We start from the raw sequence: 15,747 nt of genomic DNA on the forward strand, positions 1-15,747 counted from the left end.
TGCAATGTAATTTCTAAAAATTAAGTGTGCGCGCCGCAAGGCGTCTGACGCCCGGAAGCTTTCTCATCCATCATATGAAGTAGGATTCATTGATAGAACATGATATAAACAAAAAAGAACTGCCCGAATCGGTTTGAAACCGATGTTTGGGGCAGTCCTTCTTTTGTATGACCACTTCTTTATGTACTCTTAACTAGGAGGCTGCGGAACCGGCTGATTGTTAATCCATAGATACGGCAAAGACTTCACGGGCACGTAATAGGAAGCTTCCTCCAGATCCAGTCGCAAATCCTTTTTCTCGTCATGTTCTCCACCATTCTTATCGATGGCAGCTATAATATCAAAGACATAATCTACGTAGACAGTTCCAGCCTTATCCATGATGAAATCAAGAATCTGACCGGAATAGACGCTAGTTAATGTTATAGAGCTAGTTCCCGCCTTCTTATGATCAATGGTGTACAGTCCAGGGTATAACTCATCAAGCACCGGCAGAGAGCCGTCATGAGCTGATTTATAACGGTTGATCTGACGCTGCACATCATTCACCTTTTGAACTGTAACAAGGTCCATTACCTTAACAACTGGATCACTTTCCTCATTCAAAATAAGAAAATAAGCACTTCCCCCCTGTTCAAAAGCCGTAGCAGGAATATCATCCAAATATCCCTTATTGTTCAGCTTGCCCAGGTCTATACGGAACTTCTCATATCTTGGAGTAGTTTCATCCGCATTAAGAATCGGCAGCACACCTTCCTCCTGTTGATAATCATCAACGGCTGCTTGTATCCTCTTAACACTTTCTCGATAATTAACACTAGCCCGCTTCTCTTCTCCAGGATACAGACAACCCGAAAGAGTAAGAGCGATCGACACCACTACCAGACAAAGTCTTGCTCCTGCCTTCAGTTTCTTCTTTCTTCTAAAAAACTCCAACCGAGTCCCTCCCACGGTGACAATCTTACTCTACCACAGCTCATCTTCTTCCCCACGCCGCGCAGCTTCAAGCTTACGGCGTACAGCAGCCTTAAGTGGATCTTCAGGTACCTGAACGGTCACATCGCTCCATACGGCAGCCTGACAGGCCAGACGCATTCCTTCTTCTAACGCAGTTCCAAGCTTACGCCGTTCTATATCCCCTGGAGGTCTCACCGCTGTGGCTTCTTCATTCGCAATTTTAACCTTGCACATCAGACAGCCTGCTTTGCCTCCACAGCGAGTGGTTATCGTCACTCCGGCTTTACGAGCTGCCTCCAGTAACGAGATACCGCGATTCACCACAGCTTTACGACCTTCAGGTTGAAACATAACGGTGACTCCATTTTGCGATTTCATGATGTTACTTCCTTCCTTAATGCTGTGTAACTGCTTACATAATCGAAACAACTCCGCCCAATAGGCCAACTAACATGATGACAAACGCTAGGATAGATAGCAGTGCTTTAAGCAGTCCCTTTGTTTTGCTCCGGGCAAAAGTTATTAGAAAAACAGACAGTCCCATAACTAGCATCGCAATCAGGGATAACCACATTTTTGTCATCGGATCCAAGGTCAAAGCCCCCATTCGCCTGTAATATATTAGGGACTATTATATCATGGCCTTATCCTATTCTGTAAAAAAACATCATTTTTTATATATTATTATTTAGATAATTCGGCTTAGTAAGAGTTTTCCAATAAAATAAAAAAAAGAGCAAAAGATAACGGAATCTATATGGATTCCGATTCTTTTGCTCACCCAACTTAAAGCTATTTTTTAAGCATCATTTTCATTAAAGACTCCATTGTGCTGGAACCTGCGCCGCCTTTTTTGACGGCATTGATAATCTCCTGCACAGTAGCTTCACTGACTGGCACTTTCGCCATTGATGACACCTGCTTAATTAACTGGCGGAGCTGGGCTTCATTCTGCGTAGTTCCTGGCTTGACCGTACTGGCTAGCTTTTTGACGGCACTTTCCGTAATGTTCTTGCCCGCCTTTTTGTTAATGGCGTTCAATGCATCCTTGGAAAAATCTCTGCTCACTTTTCATCCCTCCTCCGTCAATCCCCAATACAACATATGAGAATTTGCGGAAAAAGGTGAACAGGATCAGGAATGCCACTGCTCCCAAGTTTCCTGAGAGATTGACTCAAGCTCAGGTTTACGATCGCGACCCATCAAGGCTTCAACTGCACTGCGTGGGCTTCGACCTTGAAAGAGCACATGATAAATTTGATCCGTAATGGGCATCTGGACACCAAGCTTGAGGGAAATAGCATAAGCTGCTTCCGTTGTACGTATGCCTTCGACAACCATTCCCATCGACTCCAGCACCTCATCCAGTGGTTTCCCTTGCCCGAGCATGAAGCCTGCGCGCCAGTTACGGCTGTGCTGGCTTGTAGCAGTCACTACAAGATCACCAATTCCTGCAAGCCCTGCAAAGGTCAAAGGATTCGCTCCGAGCTCGACACCCACCCGAGAAATCTCGGCCAGTCCACGTGTCAGAAGCGCAGCCTTAGCGTTATCCCCAAATCCAAGACCATCGGATAGACCTGCACCGAGTGCAATAATATTCTTTAGTGCACCAGCAAGCTCTACCCCTACCTGATCGCGGTTCGTATATACACGAAAATCGTTGTTAATGAACAATTCCTGTGCTTCAGCGGTACGCTTATCATCAGGTGAAGCCACAACAACTGTAGTAGGACACAAGCGCACTACTTCCTCTGCATGACTCGGTCCGGAGAGAACGACAATCTGCCCTTCGTCACAGCCGAGTTCCTCAGCAATTACAATTGACATCCGCTTCTTGCTTTCAGTCTCAAAGCCCTTCGTAGCATGAACGCAAAGCATATCATCCTTCCAGAACGGCTTCAGACTGCGAGCAACCTGCCGCATACCTGAAGACGGGGCCACAATAACAACCGCTTTAGAACCGGAAACTGCGGTCTCCATATCGGTGGTTGCAATTATGTTTACGGGGAGGGATATCCCGGGCAAATACTTATTATTCATATGAAAGCCATTGATCTCGGCAGCTTGATCAGAGTTACGTGTCCACAGATAAACTTCCGAGTGGTTAGCAGCTAGCACACTTGCCAGCGCAGTTCCCCAGCTCCCCGCTACTAGTACGGTAACTTTATCAGACAACACGATTCCCTCCTTTAACTTTAGAGCCGATCTTGTTCTCACGGCCCTCTAGAATCTTCACTATATTCGTCCGGTGCCGCCAGAAGGCAAAGACCGCGATGATAATACTGGTCCAAAGCACAGGCTGTGTAAATCCTGTCAACAATAGAAACACTGGTGTCAGCGCAACAAAAATTAACGAGCCAAGTGACACGTAACGAGTGATAAAGATAGATCCTATGGCGATGATACCGGCGAGCAGCGCTGGCCATAAACACAGTGTGGCCATAACGCCGATCGTAGTAGCGATGCCTTTTCCCCCACGGAAACGAAAGTAGAGTGGCCAATTATGTCCGACAATGGCAGCGATTCCGCAAAGAGCAGGAACCCAGGTTCCCCAGCCACCTACCCAAGTTCCTAACCAAACTGCGGTAACACCCTTCAGTACATCCAGCACTAGCACTAATATCGCAGGACCTTTCCCCAGTACACGCAGTGTATTGGTAGCCCCCGCATTGCCGCTTCCGTATTGACGGATATCAATTCCCTTTAGTAGCTTGGCGAACAGCACACTAAAGCTGACAGAACCAAGCAAATAGCTTACAACGATAACCAGAAGTTCAAGCGCCACACTTCTTCTCCCCTAACCTTCGTTTTCGGATTTGCGCCGTGTAAAGAGACGGATTGGCGTTCCCTCGAAATTAAACGCCGCGCGGATTTTATTCTCCAGGTAACGTTCATAGGAGAAGTGCATCAGCGATGGATCATTCACGAACACCACGATCGTCGGAGGCTTCACCGCAACCTGCGTTACGTAGTTAATACGTAAGCGACGGCCTTTGTCAGTAGGAGGAGGGTTAATCGCAATAGCATCAGATACAACATCGTTCACCAGATGCGTAGTAATGCGTAGTGCGTGCTGTTGTGATACATGCTGTACCACAGGCAGCAGTTTTTGCAGGCGCTGTTTGGTTAAAGCCGACAAAAAGACAACCGGTGCGTAACTCATAAATAAGAAATGGTCACGAATCTTAGTCTCGAAGTTCTGCATAGTCTTGTCGTCCTTCTCAATGGCATCCCATTTGTTCACAACAAAAATAGATGCCTTACCTGCTTCATGTGCATAACCAGCAATATGCTTGTCCTGATCGATGATGCCCTCTTCGCCGTTAATTACAACGAGAACCACATCAGCCCGTTCAATAGCACGCATAGCACGCATAACACTGTATTTCTCAATGTTCTCATAAACCTTACCTTTTTTGCGCATACCTGCAGTATCGATAAGCACATAACGTTGTCCATCGCGTTCAAAAGGCGTATCAATAGCATCTCGAGTAGTACCTGCAATATCACTAACGATAACGCGTTCTTCACCCAGAATCGCGTTAACCAGAGAGGATTTACCTACATTCGGACGGCCAATCAAAGCTACACGAATAACATCGTCATCGTATTCGTCATCTATTTTCTCTGGCAGACGTTCTACTACAGCGTCCAGCAAATCGCCGAGCCCAGTACCATGACTACCGGAAATTCCGATCGGATCTCCAAAGCCCAGGCTATAGAACTCATAAATATCATCCGCACGCTTCATGTTATCCACTTTATTGATGGCAAGAACGATCGGTTTACCTGAACGGAACAGAATCTGAGCTACCTCTTCATCTGAATTCGTCACTCCACTCTTCGCTTCACACATAAATACAATAACATCCGCTTCTTCAATCGCTAGTTCCGCCTGAACGCGGATTGATTTCAGAATCGTGTCATCACCATCAATTTCAATACCTCCGGTATCAATCACACTGAACGACTTACCGTTCCAATCTGAAATACCATAAATCCGGTCACGTGTAATCCCCGGCTTATCTTCTACAATGGCCAATCTATCGCCAATCAGCCGATTAAAAATCGTCGATTTCCCGACGTTAGGCCTCCCAACGATTGCCACAACGGGTCTTGCCATATTCATTCCTCCTGTCATCCTTACGATACTCATCATAGCAAAAAACATTAAAATTGGCTAACACTCAAGTTAACTCCGATAAATCTTTCTGTTGCCGGAAAAAGAGAATCGGCGAACCCCCGTATCGAGGGCTCGCCGATTACTTTACCCGTATATTCAAAAGCAGGATTAGTTATTACCTTTGAATTTGTCCAACTTGTCACCAAAACGTTCAGCAAGCGTGAAGCTAAGGCCTTCGTTGCTAAGGGAAACGTTAGGGTTGTTCAATACTTCTTTAGGAGCTCTGTCTCTGCTGTTGCTGCGTTCAGGTCTAGCAGTAGGTGCTGGAGCTTCTTCTGTTTCTTTGATGCTCAGGCTAACACGTTTCTCGGATGGATTGAAGTCCAGTACTTTCACTTGAACTTCTTGTCCTTCTTTCAATACTTCGTGTGGAGTAGCAATGTGTTTGTGGGAGATTTGCGAAATGTGCACAAGACCTTCCACACCTGGAAGCAATTCAACGAATGCTCCGAAGTTCACAAGACGTTTTACAACGCCTGTTACAACATCACCGATGTTGATTTCGCCGGCAGCAGAGTCCCAAGGACCTGGAGCAGCAGCTTTGATGCTCAGGCTGATTTTTCCTTTTTCAGGATCAACCTTAAGTACTTTAACACGTACTTTATCACCTTCGGATACTACATCAGAAGGTTTCTCTACGTGATTCCAAGCGATTTCGGATACGTGTACAAGACCGTCAACTCCGCCAACATCAACAAATGCGCCGAATTGAGTCAGACGTTGTACTGTACCTTCGATGATTTGGCCTTCAGACAGCTCAGCCATGATTTTGAGCTTGTTAGCTTCGAATTCTTCTTCAAGAACTTCTTTAGCAGACAAGATTACTTTGCTGTTCTCACGGTCAAGTTCTTTCACTTTAACGCGCAGGGTACGGCCTTTGTAATCGTTGAAATCTTCAACGAAGTGACGCTCAACCATGGAAGCTGGGATAAATCCACGAGCTCCAACATCAGCTACTAGACCGCCTTTAACAACGTCAGCCACAGTAACTTCGAAAGCTTCTTGGGAAGCAAAGTACTTCTCAAGATCTTCCCATGATTTTTCGCTATCAACAGCACGTTTGGAAAGAACAAGGCTTTCCTTGTTGTCGTTAATGCTAACAACTTTACATTCTACTTCTTGTCCAACTTCTACCGCAGCAGCGGCGTTGTCCAGTTGTACTGCGGACAATTCGCGAATCGGAATCACACCGTCGTATTTATATCCAATGCTTACATAAGCTTGGTTATCTTCGATTTTGACGATTGTTCCTTTCACGGTATCGCCTTTTTTCAAAGAAATGATTTCCAAGTCAGCTTGGTTAGTCACTTCTTCTTCGTTAACGGCAGCAACTTCTTCTACAGCTCCGTTATTTTCTGTCACAGCGGATTCCACCGCTTCTACGGTTTCATTATTCTCCGTAGCTTCCTGATTTTTAATTTCTTCAGACATGTGATTAGCCTCCTCGATTCAAAACCCCATTTATTTAAACCTGCGTATAGCAGAGTTCAAAACAAGCACTGCTTGGTATTACAATTTACACTTGAAGATAGTATGTTCCAAAAAATAGCGACTATGCCGTTATTTAATCTTAGCACTGAACGAAATTTGTTATTTCGCATATCCATTAACTAGCGCTTGGTTTACCCGACTTCTTCATCTCATTGATGCGTTCCATAATGACATCGGTAACAGCCTCGAGAGATTCACTTCCTGCACCGGCAAATTGACTGAGATCTATAGGTGCCCCATAGACAACAACCATCCGTCGAAAGAGTTTGTACTGACCGACAATAGCGGCCGGAACAACTGCCGCACCACTTCGAAGTGCGAAGCTTGCAGCGCCTTTCTTGGCAACTCCGGCATCAGAGTTACGCGTACCCTCTGGGAAGATACCCATGACATTACCACTACGAAGTGTGTTAAGGGCCGTTTTAATGGATTCTTTGCTTACGCCACCACGTTTGACCGGAAAAGCACCCAATTTGTTAATGAGCCAACCAAGCACAGGAACCTCAAAAAGTTCCGCCTTAGCCATATACTTTACCTGACGGTCTAGCTTAATCCCAATAGTCATAGGATCTAACAGACTAATATGGTTCGCGCATAGCAGCACCCCGCCCTCCTTTGGCACATTCTCTTCCCCCACAATCTTAAGCGGGAAAACAATTGCGTAAATCAAGCGAAGCAATCCTCGGCAAAATACATAAATCATAAATGATTTCTCTCCCCGTCAATATGAGATCTACAATGGGATACAATGGCCTCCACAGCTTGATCGATATCCATAAAGGTCGTGTCCAGAAGAATTGCATCTTCCGCACGGCGCAGCGGTGAAATCTCCCGTCCTTCATCCAGACGATCTCGCTGTGCAATATCATGTTCAAGCTGCTGAAGAGTCACCGATTCCGCGTCTCTCAATTCCTTATAACGACGGAGAGCTCTTTCTTCCACACTTGCCGTCATAAAAATCTTTACTTCGGCATCGGGCAGCACGGTCGTACCGATATCGCGGCCATCCATAACAACGCCTTTGCGAAGCGCCATCTGACGCTGCAAATGACTAAGTCTGGATCTTACACCTTCGATCTTCGAATACTGCGACACAAGGCCGCTGACCTGAAGACTCCGAATATTCGGCGTTACGTCTTCCCCATTAATCAGCACCTTCTGGATGTCTTTTTCTGGAATAAGCTCAATAACCATGTCGCGAACCTTCTGGTTCACTTGATTCTGATCTTCCGGTTCTATGCCTTCTCGGATCATATACCAGGTGATTGCCCGGTACATTGCACCTGTATCGACATAAATATAAGACAAATTCTGGGCTACCAATCGGGCTACAGTGCTCTTGCCTGCCCCGGCAGGTCCGTCGATGGCGACGTTAATTCTGTCGTTAGTATGTGTACCCTGCCTATCCAACGGGGCATTCCTCCTCAAACACTCTTTCATAAGAAAAGCATCTAGCGATGTCAAGTTCGTTCTTTCAATATCAAGGAGCACATACAAATTGATATGCTTGATGATATTATCAAGAAAAAAGCAGGCATTGCCTGCGACTTATAAAATTATACCACAGTTTATACGTCAGTGTAAAATCAGACCGCTTATTAGAGCTAAGAAAAATGCCTATCGGTTGCGGAAATCAAACTGACGTTCGAAGCAGTAACGTATTATTTTCTGGCGCTCAGTATCCGAAATAGCCACAAATTTCAGCATGGCCAATTGGCGCCCATTCTCAAGCGTTTTAATCCGAACCACTTCACCTACAAATTCCACATGCTCAATACTACCGTTTCGATAAGGCACTAGAACCCAACAGGACAATTTACCTCCTACTTCGAGCTTGACCTGGTTATCCACCAAGAAAGAGGTTCCTCCGCCACCGATATCATCTGTACGCACAAGAAACCTTTTACCACAACTATCCTTTACAGCTAACTCAAGATCTGCATTCACTCGAAAAAAGCTTCGTCTCTGAATTTTAAAAATTGAATCCGTCGCTGGCTTTTGTATCCGAACCATACGGATTACATCTTCTTTAAAACCGAGAACATGAGTATTAAAGTAATTTTTAATGCCGCCCTCAGTTATAAAATAAACCGAAAGCTCGTCCCCCATAAAAAGTCTTTTCAGATGACCATTACTCTCCTGCATAGGAATTTCAATCAGGAACGCGTCGTCTTCTGTCTCTGCAATTCTCGATCTATATTCAACTTCTGCTTCAGCAGCGTCACTGGAAGCAACCTGTATGTATAGATATTCATTAATTTTAGGATACAAAGATGTCACCGCCAAATCAGTTTAGTAATAAATACTAACAATGATTATAGCATGGGAATATCACCCAATGAGATAAATATTATTTGAATTTTAAAAATAAAGGAGAGCGCACCCAAATAAATGGATGCGCCCTGTTCCTTCATTTTTTTTCCGATCCCGAAGAAGCCCTGATTTCTTCCACAGACTCTTCGATTCCATCATCCGCATTAAGATAAATACGATACTGTGTACCATTTACCTCTCCGCCAAACTCGTAAGTCAAGACTTCTACTGAGTCCTCATTTTTAATCCAAGCCATGCGATGGTATCGCTCTTTAAAATCCGAATTCAAAAACTTTTTTGCTTCCGCAAGGGTAAGCTTCGGCTTAGGAATCTTACGATTGTCCTTATGTTCATTAACATATTCGCTGGCCTCAAATCCAATCGTTGATCCAGTATCAAGTCCCATACGAATCGTCATTTTCTCAGGATAAATCAACACATCATTCTGGTTGGTTACAAAGGTTAAATTCCCAATATTATCGTAACGGTCAGCACTGACCGCAGTCATATGAGGATATCCCTTTTTCTTAAGAAACTGCTCCGCCTTAGTAACTGCTTCTTCTATAGATACCTTAGCAGGACCAACCTCACGGTTATCATAATAAGAGATCAGCAACCCACCATTTTTGGTGAAATCCATACTGATAGTCTGCTTGTTATTCGAACCACTGACCGTAGCCGTATAGGAAGGCCATTTCGTATTTTTTCCGTTTTCTTTGACATCCACCTTAGCATTAGAGCCTGCATTAGCGAATTTAATGGCCTTACGTTTGATATCTTCGACTGAAACAGGGGTACCCCCGAGCATTTTAACAGAGCGTTTATCGTAGATGCTTGCTACAGAAGGTCCCCAATCCAGTTCAGGGTAACCCTCGACACGTTTGTCCACAGACTTGAAGCCGTCAATAATCGAATTGTCCTCTGCCTTATTCTCTGTAGCCAGTGCGGTTTCAACATCCATCCAGCGCAGCCGACTGGCAATCGCTTTATTCTGAACATCTTGCAACTCTTTAGAGATTTCTCCAGAGTTCTTGTACAATGCTTTTAAATTATTCAATTCACCCTCTGTCAAAGGTTTCTTAGCGAAATCGCGAATCCCAGCTTTATAAGAAAAGTTTGAGATTTTGGACAGAAACTCTTCAGTTTTGCTAAATGGCAGTAATGTTAGTGGCAGCTGGTTAATCTCATTTTGTGCCTCACTTGTCATCCGCCACACATTAACAAGTCCTTTGCGGTGCATCCCGTTAGAAGCAGAGTTAACAGCTAGTGTGTTCCCTAGCTCTCCATGAAGACGCTCTACGTGGTAAGACAAATCATGAAAGGCACGCTGATATTGGTTCTCCGCCTTAATTAGAATCGCATTCTTCTCCTGGTTCTCCTGATAACCCCACACGAGCGCTCCAATTAACAGCAGCGCAGTCAGCGGGAACATTACAGCACTTAATCTTTTGTACATAGGGCTGCAAGACTCCTTTCGATAGCTTATTGGCGTTAGTTTGACAATAAACTAGGAGTCTTATGCACCTGTCTGTAACACAATGTGACTAAAACTTTTTGAAGAGAGGCCATAGCAAGGCGCTTACGCCCTCTCTTCGATCTCAAACCCACTGCTATTACTGCAAAGGCATTGCTTAAAGCCGGTTTGAATCACACCCTGCTCTTTTATCCCTCTTAATATGTAGGTCTCACCGCACCGTTTGCAAAGTATACGGACTTTTATACGCAAAAAAAGACACCTCTCTCCTCTCTGGAATTCCCCGCTAAGGAACTATCCTTTGAATACAAGTGTGTCCATCTCGATTATAGGTTAACCTCTTCTTCTCGTTTCAGAAAGCGGAAAGGGGATCGGCTATTAGCCCTATCCACCTTCCCCATACCTCCATACCATAGAATAGCCATCAAAGGTACAATAAACCAAATCCAATAGTTAGAAGTCGTAGTCAGAACAAAGTCATAAATTCCATGCCACATCCATGGCAACAAAATAGATATCAACAGAATTCCTTTTGTTTTAGCACCTTTTGAGAACTTGGCTCTCCCCAAGTGATAGCCCATGATCACACCAAACATAGCGTGTCCAGAAACCGGAAGTAGTGCTCTCAGAAACATGGAACCGATTGAAGCATTGCTATACCAAGCGTACATTACATTTTCTATTGTTGCGAAGCCGAGCGAAATCGCTACAGCGTATAGTATCCCATCATATGGCTCGTCAAATTCGGTGTGATTGTAAATCATATGGTAAAGCACAAACCATTTCAGACATTCTTCCACGCCAGCGGATATGAGAAACGACTCCACATAAGGACCGCCATTCAGTCCTAGCATCAGCCCTCTTTGAATGATCATAACAGGAAATACAATCAAGAGGCCGAGTAGGAACACCTTAATGACGATATGAAGCGGTTCTTGATCATACTTGTCTTTTAGATAAAAAAAGGTCAGCAGAGCAAGTCCCGGCGCTACTGCCGACGAAATAACCGATAACACGAGCACCGAATAACCTCCCTATACCTCTAGCGCCTATTTCTGCTGATTCACAGCAAGGCTGATAACAGCTTTAATACAAGAATGACCGCCATACTACCAACAACAAGACCAGGGCTAATCAGCCTAAACGATGCTTATCAGCCCCATCATGCTAATTAATCCTGACGCTTAAAATGAGTGCACAATAACTGGACAGCATTCTCCGGCATTACTGTCTTCCCATATTCATCGAGAACAGCTTCTGTAACCGGTGAGGATTCTCCAAACTCAGCTAATACGCCAACAAGACCTGACAATGCCGTTTCTTCAAATTCCTTAGGATCGAAGTACAGATACCATTTATTGTTATAAGAATACAGTTTCCCCTGGGAAGTAATATTACCGATGAGCACATGAGCCGCTTCAACAAGAACCTCAAAATCGCGGAATGCATATACAATGGAGTCGCTTTGTTCAAGAGTAACTTCCATTTCGTAAATCTCTTCTGGCAATTCTTCTTCCCCAGACGCACCGTACTGATGGTGATCATATTTTCCTCGGGTCACTATAACGACCATGCCTTGCGCGGGCAATGCGAAAACTTCTACGGCAAGCGGACCGGTAGCATCAAAACCTAGTTCACTATATGCTTGATCCATCATCTCCGTAAACAGGTCATGAACCTTGGGAACTTCCTGCCACATGTCTTCCTTCTGGATGCCCCGCTCGCTCAGGTCGTCAAAAGTGAGGAAAATCCGTATCTTATCTTGACTTAATCGCTCTATTCTCATGACAGGATCCTCCTTTTGCAAGCTCATTTATTATAATGTATGATGAGTCCCGAGTAATGAGCCAAAAATGGTTACTATGTATGTATGTTATCATTTTACAGAGATAAATGCACGTAAATAAATATATAAAACCCTCTTAAAGCGGTGCCACTACTGAAGAGCTTATTCTATTTAATAAACAATTTTCAAGACCTTGAATAATAAAAAAGAATCATTCTGTGGAATATTTCATCCCCAAAATGATTCTGAAGGAATCCTTTACGGTTACAATCCCGGTATGGCTGTGTGCGTTTCTTTAAGAATCTGCTCCACTTCACTCTTCACTTCAGGATTGTTGCGGATGAAATCCTTCAGTAATTTGAGATTGGATTCTTTCGATTTTGCCGGTGATTCCGTCTTATGCTCAGAGGTTCCGGTGTTCGAACCATTACTTTGAGCATTGCTGCTGGAGGCAGCAGTGTTTCCAAACCCTGTCGTAGCCATACCTATTATTTTTTCTTTTGCTTTATCTGCGGCTCCGCTCATGGAACCACCCGATTGCCCCAGCGAAGACATTAAAGACTTCCGCTTTTTGGACATAATCATACTGGCTGCGGCGCCCATCAGCACCCCACATAAAAATGACGAAGTATTCATATTCCCAGCCTCCTTGTATGGTAAAATCATGTTTAGTGTTCGCGGAAAGATTCCGGCTCATACAACCTAATAACAAGAAAGCGAGTTGAAAAAAGTGGGTAAAATGACATCAGTGCTGCTACTGGCTACCTTATTGCTGACTTCCTGTAGCAACAGCGGAGGAAACGGTAACACAGCTAAGGAATCAAACACAACAAATAATCAGCCCACAGCGGCAGCTACACAGAGCGTAGAAACTGAGGCGCCAACAACTGAAATTATGGCCACCCCTACACCTCAAGCGACAGCAGAAGGAGAAGCTGAAGGTAGTAATTCTGCCACTGGGGATGAAGCATCCGCTGAAGTTCCACTTCTGTACCATATGAACAAAAATTATGATATCGTCCCCAATGAAGAAACTACAAATAAAAAAGTCGTCTTACTTACGTTTGACGATGGTCCCAAAGATGCTGCGATGATTAACCCATTAATGGATATTCTGGACAAGCATCAAGCCAAAGCCATCTTCTTCGTGAACGGTTATCGTGTTAAACAGCATCCTGAGCTTCTAGAGTTAATTCATAACCGTGGTGGAATTATTGGCAACCATAGTTGGGATCATATTATTCTCAAGGACAAGTCTTATACTGAGGTAAAAAAACAAATCGAAGACGTTCAAAATGCCGTTAAGGAGATCATCGGGGAAGCCCCGCTCTTTTTCCGTCCCCCACATGGTGCTGGCGGTGATGTCGGCAAAAAGATTGCCGCTGAGAATGGTATGTTATATATGACCTGGTCCAACGGATCTCTGGACTGGGAGATGAAAGAGAAAGAAACCGGAAAAACGGATAAATTAATTAAAAATGTAACGGACCAGTTGCATTCAGGCAGTAATATTCTGATGCATGAGCTGCCTTGGACAGTCGAAGCATTGGATAAACTGCTCACTACTCTTGAAGGTAAGGGTTATAGCTTCGTAGATCCTCGCAGCATTGAGCTTAAGATGCGCTAATTCCTAAATAAGACAATAAAAACAGGTAATCACCTTAATGTAAAGGCGATTACCTGTTTTTTTGTCCACCAATTTAACTGTACAATGACAGTTTTCTAATGTTGCTCTTTACGAAGCGTTAGCACATGCATCTCAGCAGGACTTCCCCAGCGGATCGGCAAGTGAGAGGTTCCAAACCCTCTGCTGATCAACAGCTTTGAATTCCTTCCAGCACCATCCCTTCTGGGCCATTGAAACATTCCCGCATCATATTTATGATAGAAGGTTTCCACATGCCTTTGACCCACAAAAGGAAGAATGACCTGTCCTCCATGCGTATGGCCTGCCAATATCAGATCAGCCGGCACACTCTGGCGTTTGGACAGCCAAAGCGGATCATGAACAAGAATGATACGGCAAGTGTCATCTATAGAAGTATGCGTCGTTAATCGTGGTAATGGACGATAAGAAGTATTACCACCTTTTTTCGGAAAATCCACTCCAGTTAACCAAAGAGAAACTCCCTCGCGTTCAAAACTTACATTCTCATCTAATAATAGCTTTGCACCACTGCCGCGAATAATTTGATCAACCAATGAAATATTGGCTCGATAATCATGATTTCCATGCACTACATAGGTAGGAGCAATAGATGTCACCAGAGTCATATTATCAACCAGTCGATTTAGAGGGCTATTTCTTTCCGTTAGATCACCGCCTAAAAAAACAGCATCTATTTCCCCCTTTAACGGAGTCAAAAGCGCTGATGGAAGGCGACGTCGATGGATATCGGTTATAAATAAGATACGAAATCCATCAAACGCATCAGGGAGCGAATTCAAAATTATTTCCTCGGTAATAATTCTGTTTCTAAAGGCGTTACTCACCATAATCACTGCAATAATCACCGCGATCAAAAGAGCGGATACGACCAATCCCCATATCCAAACGATCACCATAATGTTCTCAAAGGCGGCGCTCCTTCAATTCCCCACCAGAGGAGCGCTACCAGCAATATTACAAAGATGAAGATCAGAGAGTTAACGAACATTTTACTAAGACGAACACGTTCTGAAGAATACGTATTCGAACGTGACGGAACAGATTCTTCTTGCTCTTTGTTTCCACTGTTAGATCCCTTTGCAGAAGTTGCCGGACGGCGCGCTTTCCTTGATAAAGTTGCCGTCGTTGTCCGTGAATGACTGGTCTTCCTTGAAGCCCCCTCCGATCGCGGATTCGTTTTTTTACTTTTGGCAGAAGGTTTGCCTTCGCCATCACGCTTTTTCTGACGAGACTTCAACCGGCTCAATTCCTCACTCATGATTCCCTCCTGTAGCGGATCACCAGACCAGAGAATAGGTCGATGAAGAAATGACATAGTATAGGTGCCCAAAGGCTTCCTGATTGAATGTATATATATCCAAGACCATAGCTGCTTAAGAATACCCATCCCGTAGGTACGAAGTGGCGTAAATAACGAACATGAATAAGGGCAAACAGAATACTCGTCCAATAAGGACCAATAGAATATTGAATAGCTCCCCGAAACAGAAGTTCTTCACAAACCGATACAATTGCTGCAATCAAGACAATATGCCACACGGGCCGATTTCGGAATAAAAGGTCGTTTATCCCCCCGTCATCCATACTTTCTTCAGGTACAATATGAGTCAGTAAATAATCTACAACCAGCATTACAGCGGCTAGTCCAAGACCCCACGCCACAAAATGTACGCTTTCTGGAAAAATTAATAGCTCAAAAGGATTTCTTTTCTGAAATAATATCCATATCAAACCGATAATTAATGTAAGCCCCTGAGTAATGTAGAGATTGAGGAGCAGAAGACGGTCTGTTAACTGGCCTGGCTCTACTTTTTTTATCTTAATCTCGCCAAATTTGAATTTTTTCATCGTGACCTGCCTGTTCTTTGATTTTT

19 protein-coding genes are annotated in these 15,747 nt (G+C 44.1%); 1 reads left to right on the forward strand and 18 read right to left on the reverse strand.

Annotation, left to right across the window (positions count from 1 at the left end):
* Nucleotides 1-189 precede the first annotated feature (189 nt).
* The 15 genes from MHH52_RS19880 to MHH52_RS19950 form a co-directional block, all read right to left on the reverse strand.
* Nucleotides 190-936: a hypothetical protein gene (locus MHH52_RS19880; RefSeq protein ID WP_340004158.1), complete on the reverse strand. Its 747-nt coding sequence runs from the start codon at nt 934-936 to the stop codon at nt 190-192.
* 30 nt (nt 937-966) lie between these two features.
* Nucleotides 967-1,335: a 2Fe-2S iron-sulfur cluster-binding protein gene (locus tag MHH52_RS19885; RefSeq protein WP_313639197.1), complete on the reverse strand. Its 369-nt coding sequence runs from the start codon at nt 1,333-1,335 to the stop codon at nt 967-969.
* A gap of 34 nt (nt 1,336-1,369) precedes the next feature.
* The gene (locus MHH52_RS19890) at nt 1,370-1,549 is read right to left on the reverse strand and encodes a DUF2768 family protein (RefSeq protein WP_313639196.1); all 180 of its coding nucleotides are present in this window, start codon (nt 1,547-1,549) and stop codon (nt 1,370-1,372) included.
* A 200-nt stretch (nt 1,550-1,749) separates the two neighbouring features.
* Nucleotides 1,750-2,025, reverse strand: a complete 276-nt coding sequence (locus MHH52_RS19895; RefSeq protein WP_038572437.1) for a stage VI sporulation protein F — start codon at nt 2,023-2,025, stop codon at nt 1,750-1,752.
* Nucleotides 2,026-2,091: 66 nt separating this feature from the next.
* Nucleotides 2,092-3,132 carry an NAD(P)H-dependent glycerol-3-phosphate dehydrogenase gene (locus MHH52_RS19900; RefSeq protein ID WP_340004159.1) on the reverse strand — a complete coding sequence of 347 codons (1,041 nt, stop codon included), beginning with the start codon at nt 3,130-3,132 and terminating at the stop codon, nt 2,092-2,094.
* Complete coding sequence (plsY, locus tag MHH52_RS19905; RefSeq protein WP_340004160.1) at nt 3,125-3,742, reverse strand: glycerol-3-phosphate 1-O-acyltransferase PlsY; 618 nt, start codon at nt 3,740-3,742, stop codon at nt 3,125-3,127. Before plsY ends, MHH52_RS19900 begins: the two co-directional genes overlap by 8 nt.
* A gap of 12 nt (nt 3,743-3,754) precedes the next feature.
* Entirely contained in the window at nt 3,755-5,080 is a 1,326-nt protein-coding gene (gene der, locus MHH52_RS19910) for a ribosome biogenesis GTPase Der (protein WP_283908310.1), read from the reverse strand.
* A 168-nt stretch (nt 5,081-5,248) separates the two neighbouring features.
* Nucleotides 5,249-6,571, reverse strand: coding sequence for a 30S ribosomal protein S1 (rpsA, locus tag MHH52_RS19915; protein WP_313639193.1), 1,323 nt, complete (start codon nt 6,569-6,571; stop codon nt 5,249-5,251).
* A gap of 175 nt (nt 6,572-6,746) precedes the next feature.
* Nucleotides 6,747-7,334, reverse strand: coding sequence for a lysophospholipid acyltransferase family protein (locus MHH52_RS19920; RefSeq protein WP_340004161.1), 588 nt, complete (start codon nt 7,332-7,334; stop codon nt 6,747-6,749).
* Entirely contained in the window at nt 7,331-8,041 is a 711-nt protein-coding gene (gene cmk / locus MHH52_RS19925; protein WP_340004162.1) for a (d)CMP kinase, read from the reverse strand. The genes MHH52_RS19920 and cmk overlap by 4 nt, the downstream gene beginning before the upstream one ends.
* Nucleotides 8,042-8,248: 207 nt before the next feature.
* Nucleotides 8,249-8,902, reverse strand: coding sequence for a flagellar brake domain-containing protein (locus tag MHH52_RS19930; RefSeq protein WP_340004163.1), 654 nt, complete (start codon nt 8,900-8,902; stop codon nt 8,249-8,251).
* Nucleotides 8,903-9,041: 139 nt separating this feature from the next.
* Nucleotides 9,042-10,400, reverse strand: coding sequence for a germination protein YpeB (gene ypeB / locus MHH52_RS19935; RefSeq protein ID WP_340004164.1), 1,359 nt, complete (start codon nt 10,398-10,400; stop codon nt 9,042-9,044).
* A gap of 344 nt (nt 10,401-10,744) precedes the next feature.
* Complete coding sequence (gene prsW / locus MHH52_RS19940) at nt 10,745-11,440, reverse strand: glutamic-type intramembrane protease PrsW (RefSeq protein WP_313639188.1); 696 nt, start codon at nt 11,438-11,440, stop codon at nt 10,745-10,747.
* A 149-nt stretch (nt 11,441-11,589) separates the two neighbouring features.
* Nucleotides 11,590-12,204: a genetic competence negative regulator gene (locus MHH52_RS19945; protein ID WP_313639187.1), complete on the reverse strand. Its 615-nt coding sequence runs from the start codon at nt 12,202-12,204 to the stop codon at nt 11,590-11,592.
* 264 nt (nt 12,205-12,468) lie between these two features.
* On the reverse strand, nt 12,469-12,840 hold the full coding sequence (locus MHH52_RS19950) for a hypothetical protein (RefSeq protein ID WP_340004165.1): 372 nt from the start codon (nt 12,838-12,840) through the stop codon (nt 12,469-12,471).
* Between the two features lie 94 nt (nt 12,841-12,934).
* On the opposite strand from MHH52_RS19950, the gene MHH52_RS19955 reads away from it, so the two are divergent.
* Nucleotides 12,935-13,831: a polysaccharide deacetylase family protein gene (locus MHH52_RS19955; RefSeq protein WP_340009746.1), complete on the forward strand. Its 897-nt coding sequence runs from the start codon at nt 12,935-12,937 to the stop codon at nt 13,829-13,831.
* Between the two features lie 95 nt (nt 13,832-13,926).
* Here the strand turns inward: MHH52_RS19955 and MHH52_RS19960 are convergent, their stop codons facing one another.
* From MHH52_RS19960 to MHH52_RS19970, 3 genes are read right to left on the reverse strand one after another with little or no spacing between them, the layout of a single operon-like run.
* Entirely contained in the window at nt 13,927-14,769 is an 843-nt protein-coding gene (locus tag MHH52_RS19960) for a metallophosphoesterase (protein ID WP_340004166.1), read from the reverse strand.
* Nucleotides 14,763-15,131, reverse strand: a complete 369-nt coding sequence (locus MHH52_RS19965) for a hypothetical protein (protein ID WP_340004167.1) — start codon at nt 15,129-15,131, stop codon at nt 14,763-14,765. The genes MHH52_RS19960 and MHH52_RS19965 overlap by 7 nt, the downstream gene beginning before the upstream one ends.
* The gene (locus MHH52_RS19970; RefSeq protein ID WP_340004168.1) at nt 15,128-15,721 is read right to left on the reverse strand and encodes a CPBP family intramembrane glutamic endopeptidase; all 594 of its coding nucleotides are present in this window, start codon (nt 15,719-15,721) and stop codon (nt 15,128-15,130) included. The genes MHH52_RS19965 and MHH52_RS19970 overlap by 4 nt, the downstream gene beginning before the upstream one ends.
* Nucleotides 15,722-15,747 lie beyond the last annotated feature (26 nt).

Origin of the sequence: Paenibacillus sp. FSL K6-0276 (genome assembly GCF_037977235.1) — a bacterium.
GTDB lineage: Bacteria > Bacillota > Bacilli > Paenibacillales > Paenibacillaceae > Paenibacillus_AQ.

What these genes read in the sequence shown, in the direction of transcription:
- MHH52_RS19885 (WP_313639197.1), bottom strand. Translation starts at nt 1,335, where the DNA reads ATGAAATCGCAAAATGGAGTCACCGTTATGTTTCAACCTGAAGGTCGT.
- der (WP_283908310.1), bottom strand. Translation starts at nt 5,080, where the DNA reads ATGGCAAGACCCGTTGTGGCAATCGTTGGGAGGCCTAACGTCGGGAAA.
- rpsA (WP_313639193.1), bottom strand. Translation starts at nt 6,571, where the DNA reads ATGTCTGAAGAAATTAAAAATCAGGAAGCTACGGAGAATAATGAAACC.
- MHH52_RS19920 (WP_340004161.1), bottom strand. Translation starts at nt 7,334, where the DNA reads ATGATTTATGTATTTTGCCGAGGATTGCTTCGCTTGATTTACGCAATT.
- ypeB (WP_340004164.1), bottom strand. Translation starts at nt 10,400, where the DNA reads ATGTACAAAAGATTAAGTGCTGTAATGTTCCCGCTGACTGCGCTGCTG.
- MHH52_RS19945 (WP_313639187.1), bottom strand. Translation starts at nt 12,204, where the DNA reads ATGAGAATAGAGCGATTAAGTCAAGATAAGATACGGATTTTCCTCACT.
- MHH52_RS19950 (WP_340004165.1), bottom strand. Translation starts at nt 12,840, where the DNA reads ATGAATACTTCGTCATTTTTATGTGGGGTGCTGATGGGCGCCGCAGCC.
- MHH52_RS19960 (WP_340004166.1), bottom strand. Translation starts at nt 14,769, where the DNA reads ATGGTGATCGTTTGGATATGGGGATTGGTCGTATCCGCTCTTTTGATC.
- MHH52_RS19965 (WP_340004167.1), bottom strand. Translation starts at nt 15,131, where the DNA reads ATGAGTGAGGAATTGAGCCGGTTGAAGTCTCGTCAGAAAAAGCGTGAT.
- MHH52_RS19970 (WP_340004168.1), bottom strand. Translation starts at nt 15,721, where the DNA reads ATGAAAAAATTCAAATTTGGCGAGATTAAGATAAAAAAAGTAGAGCCA.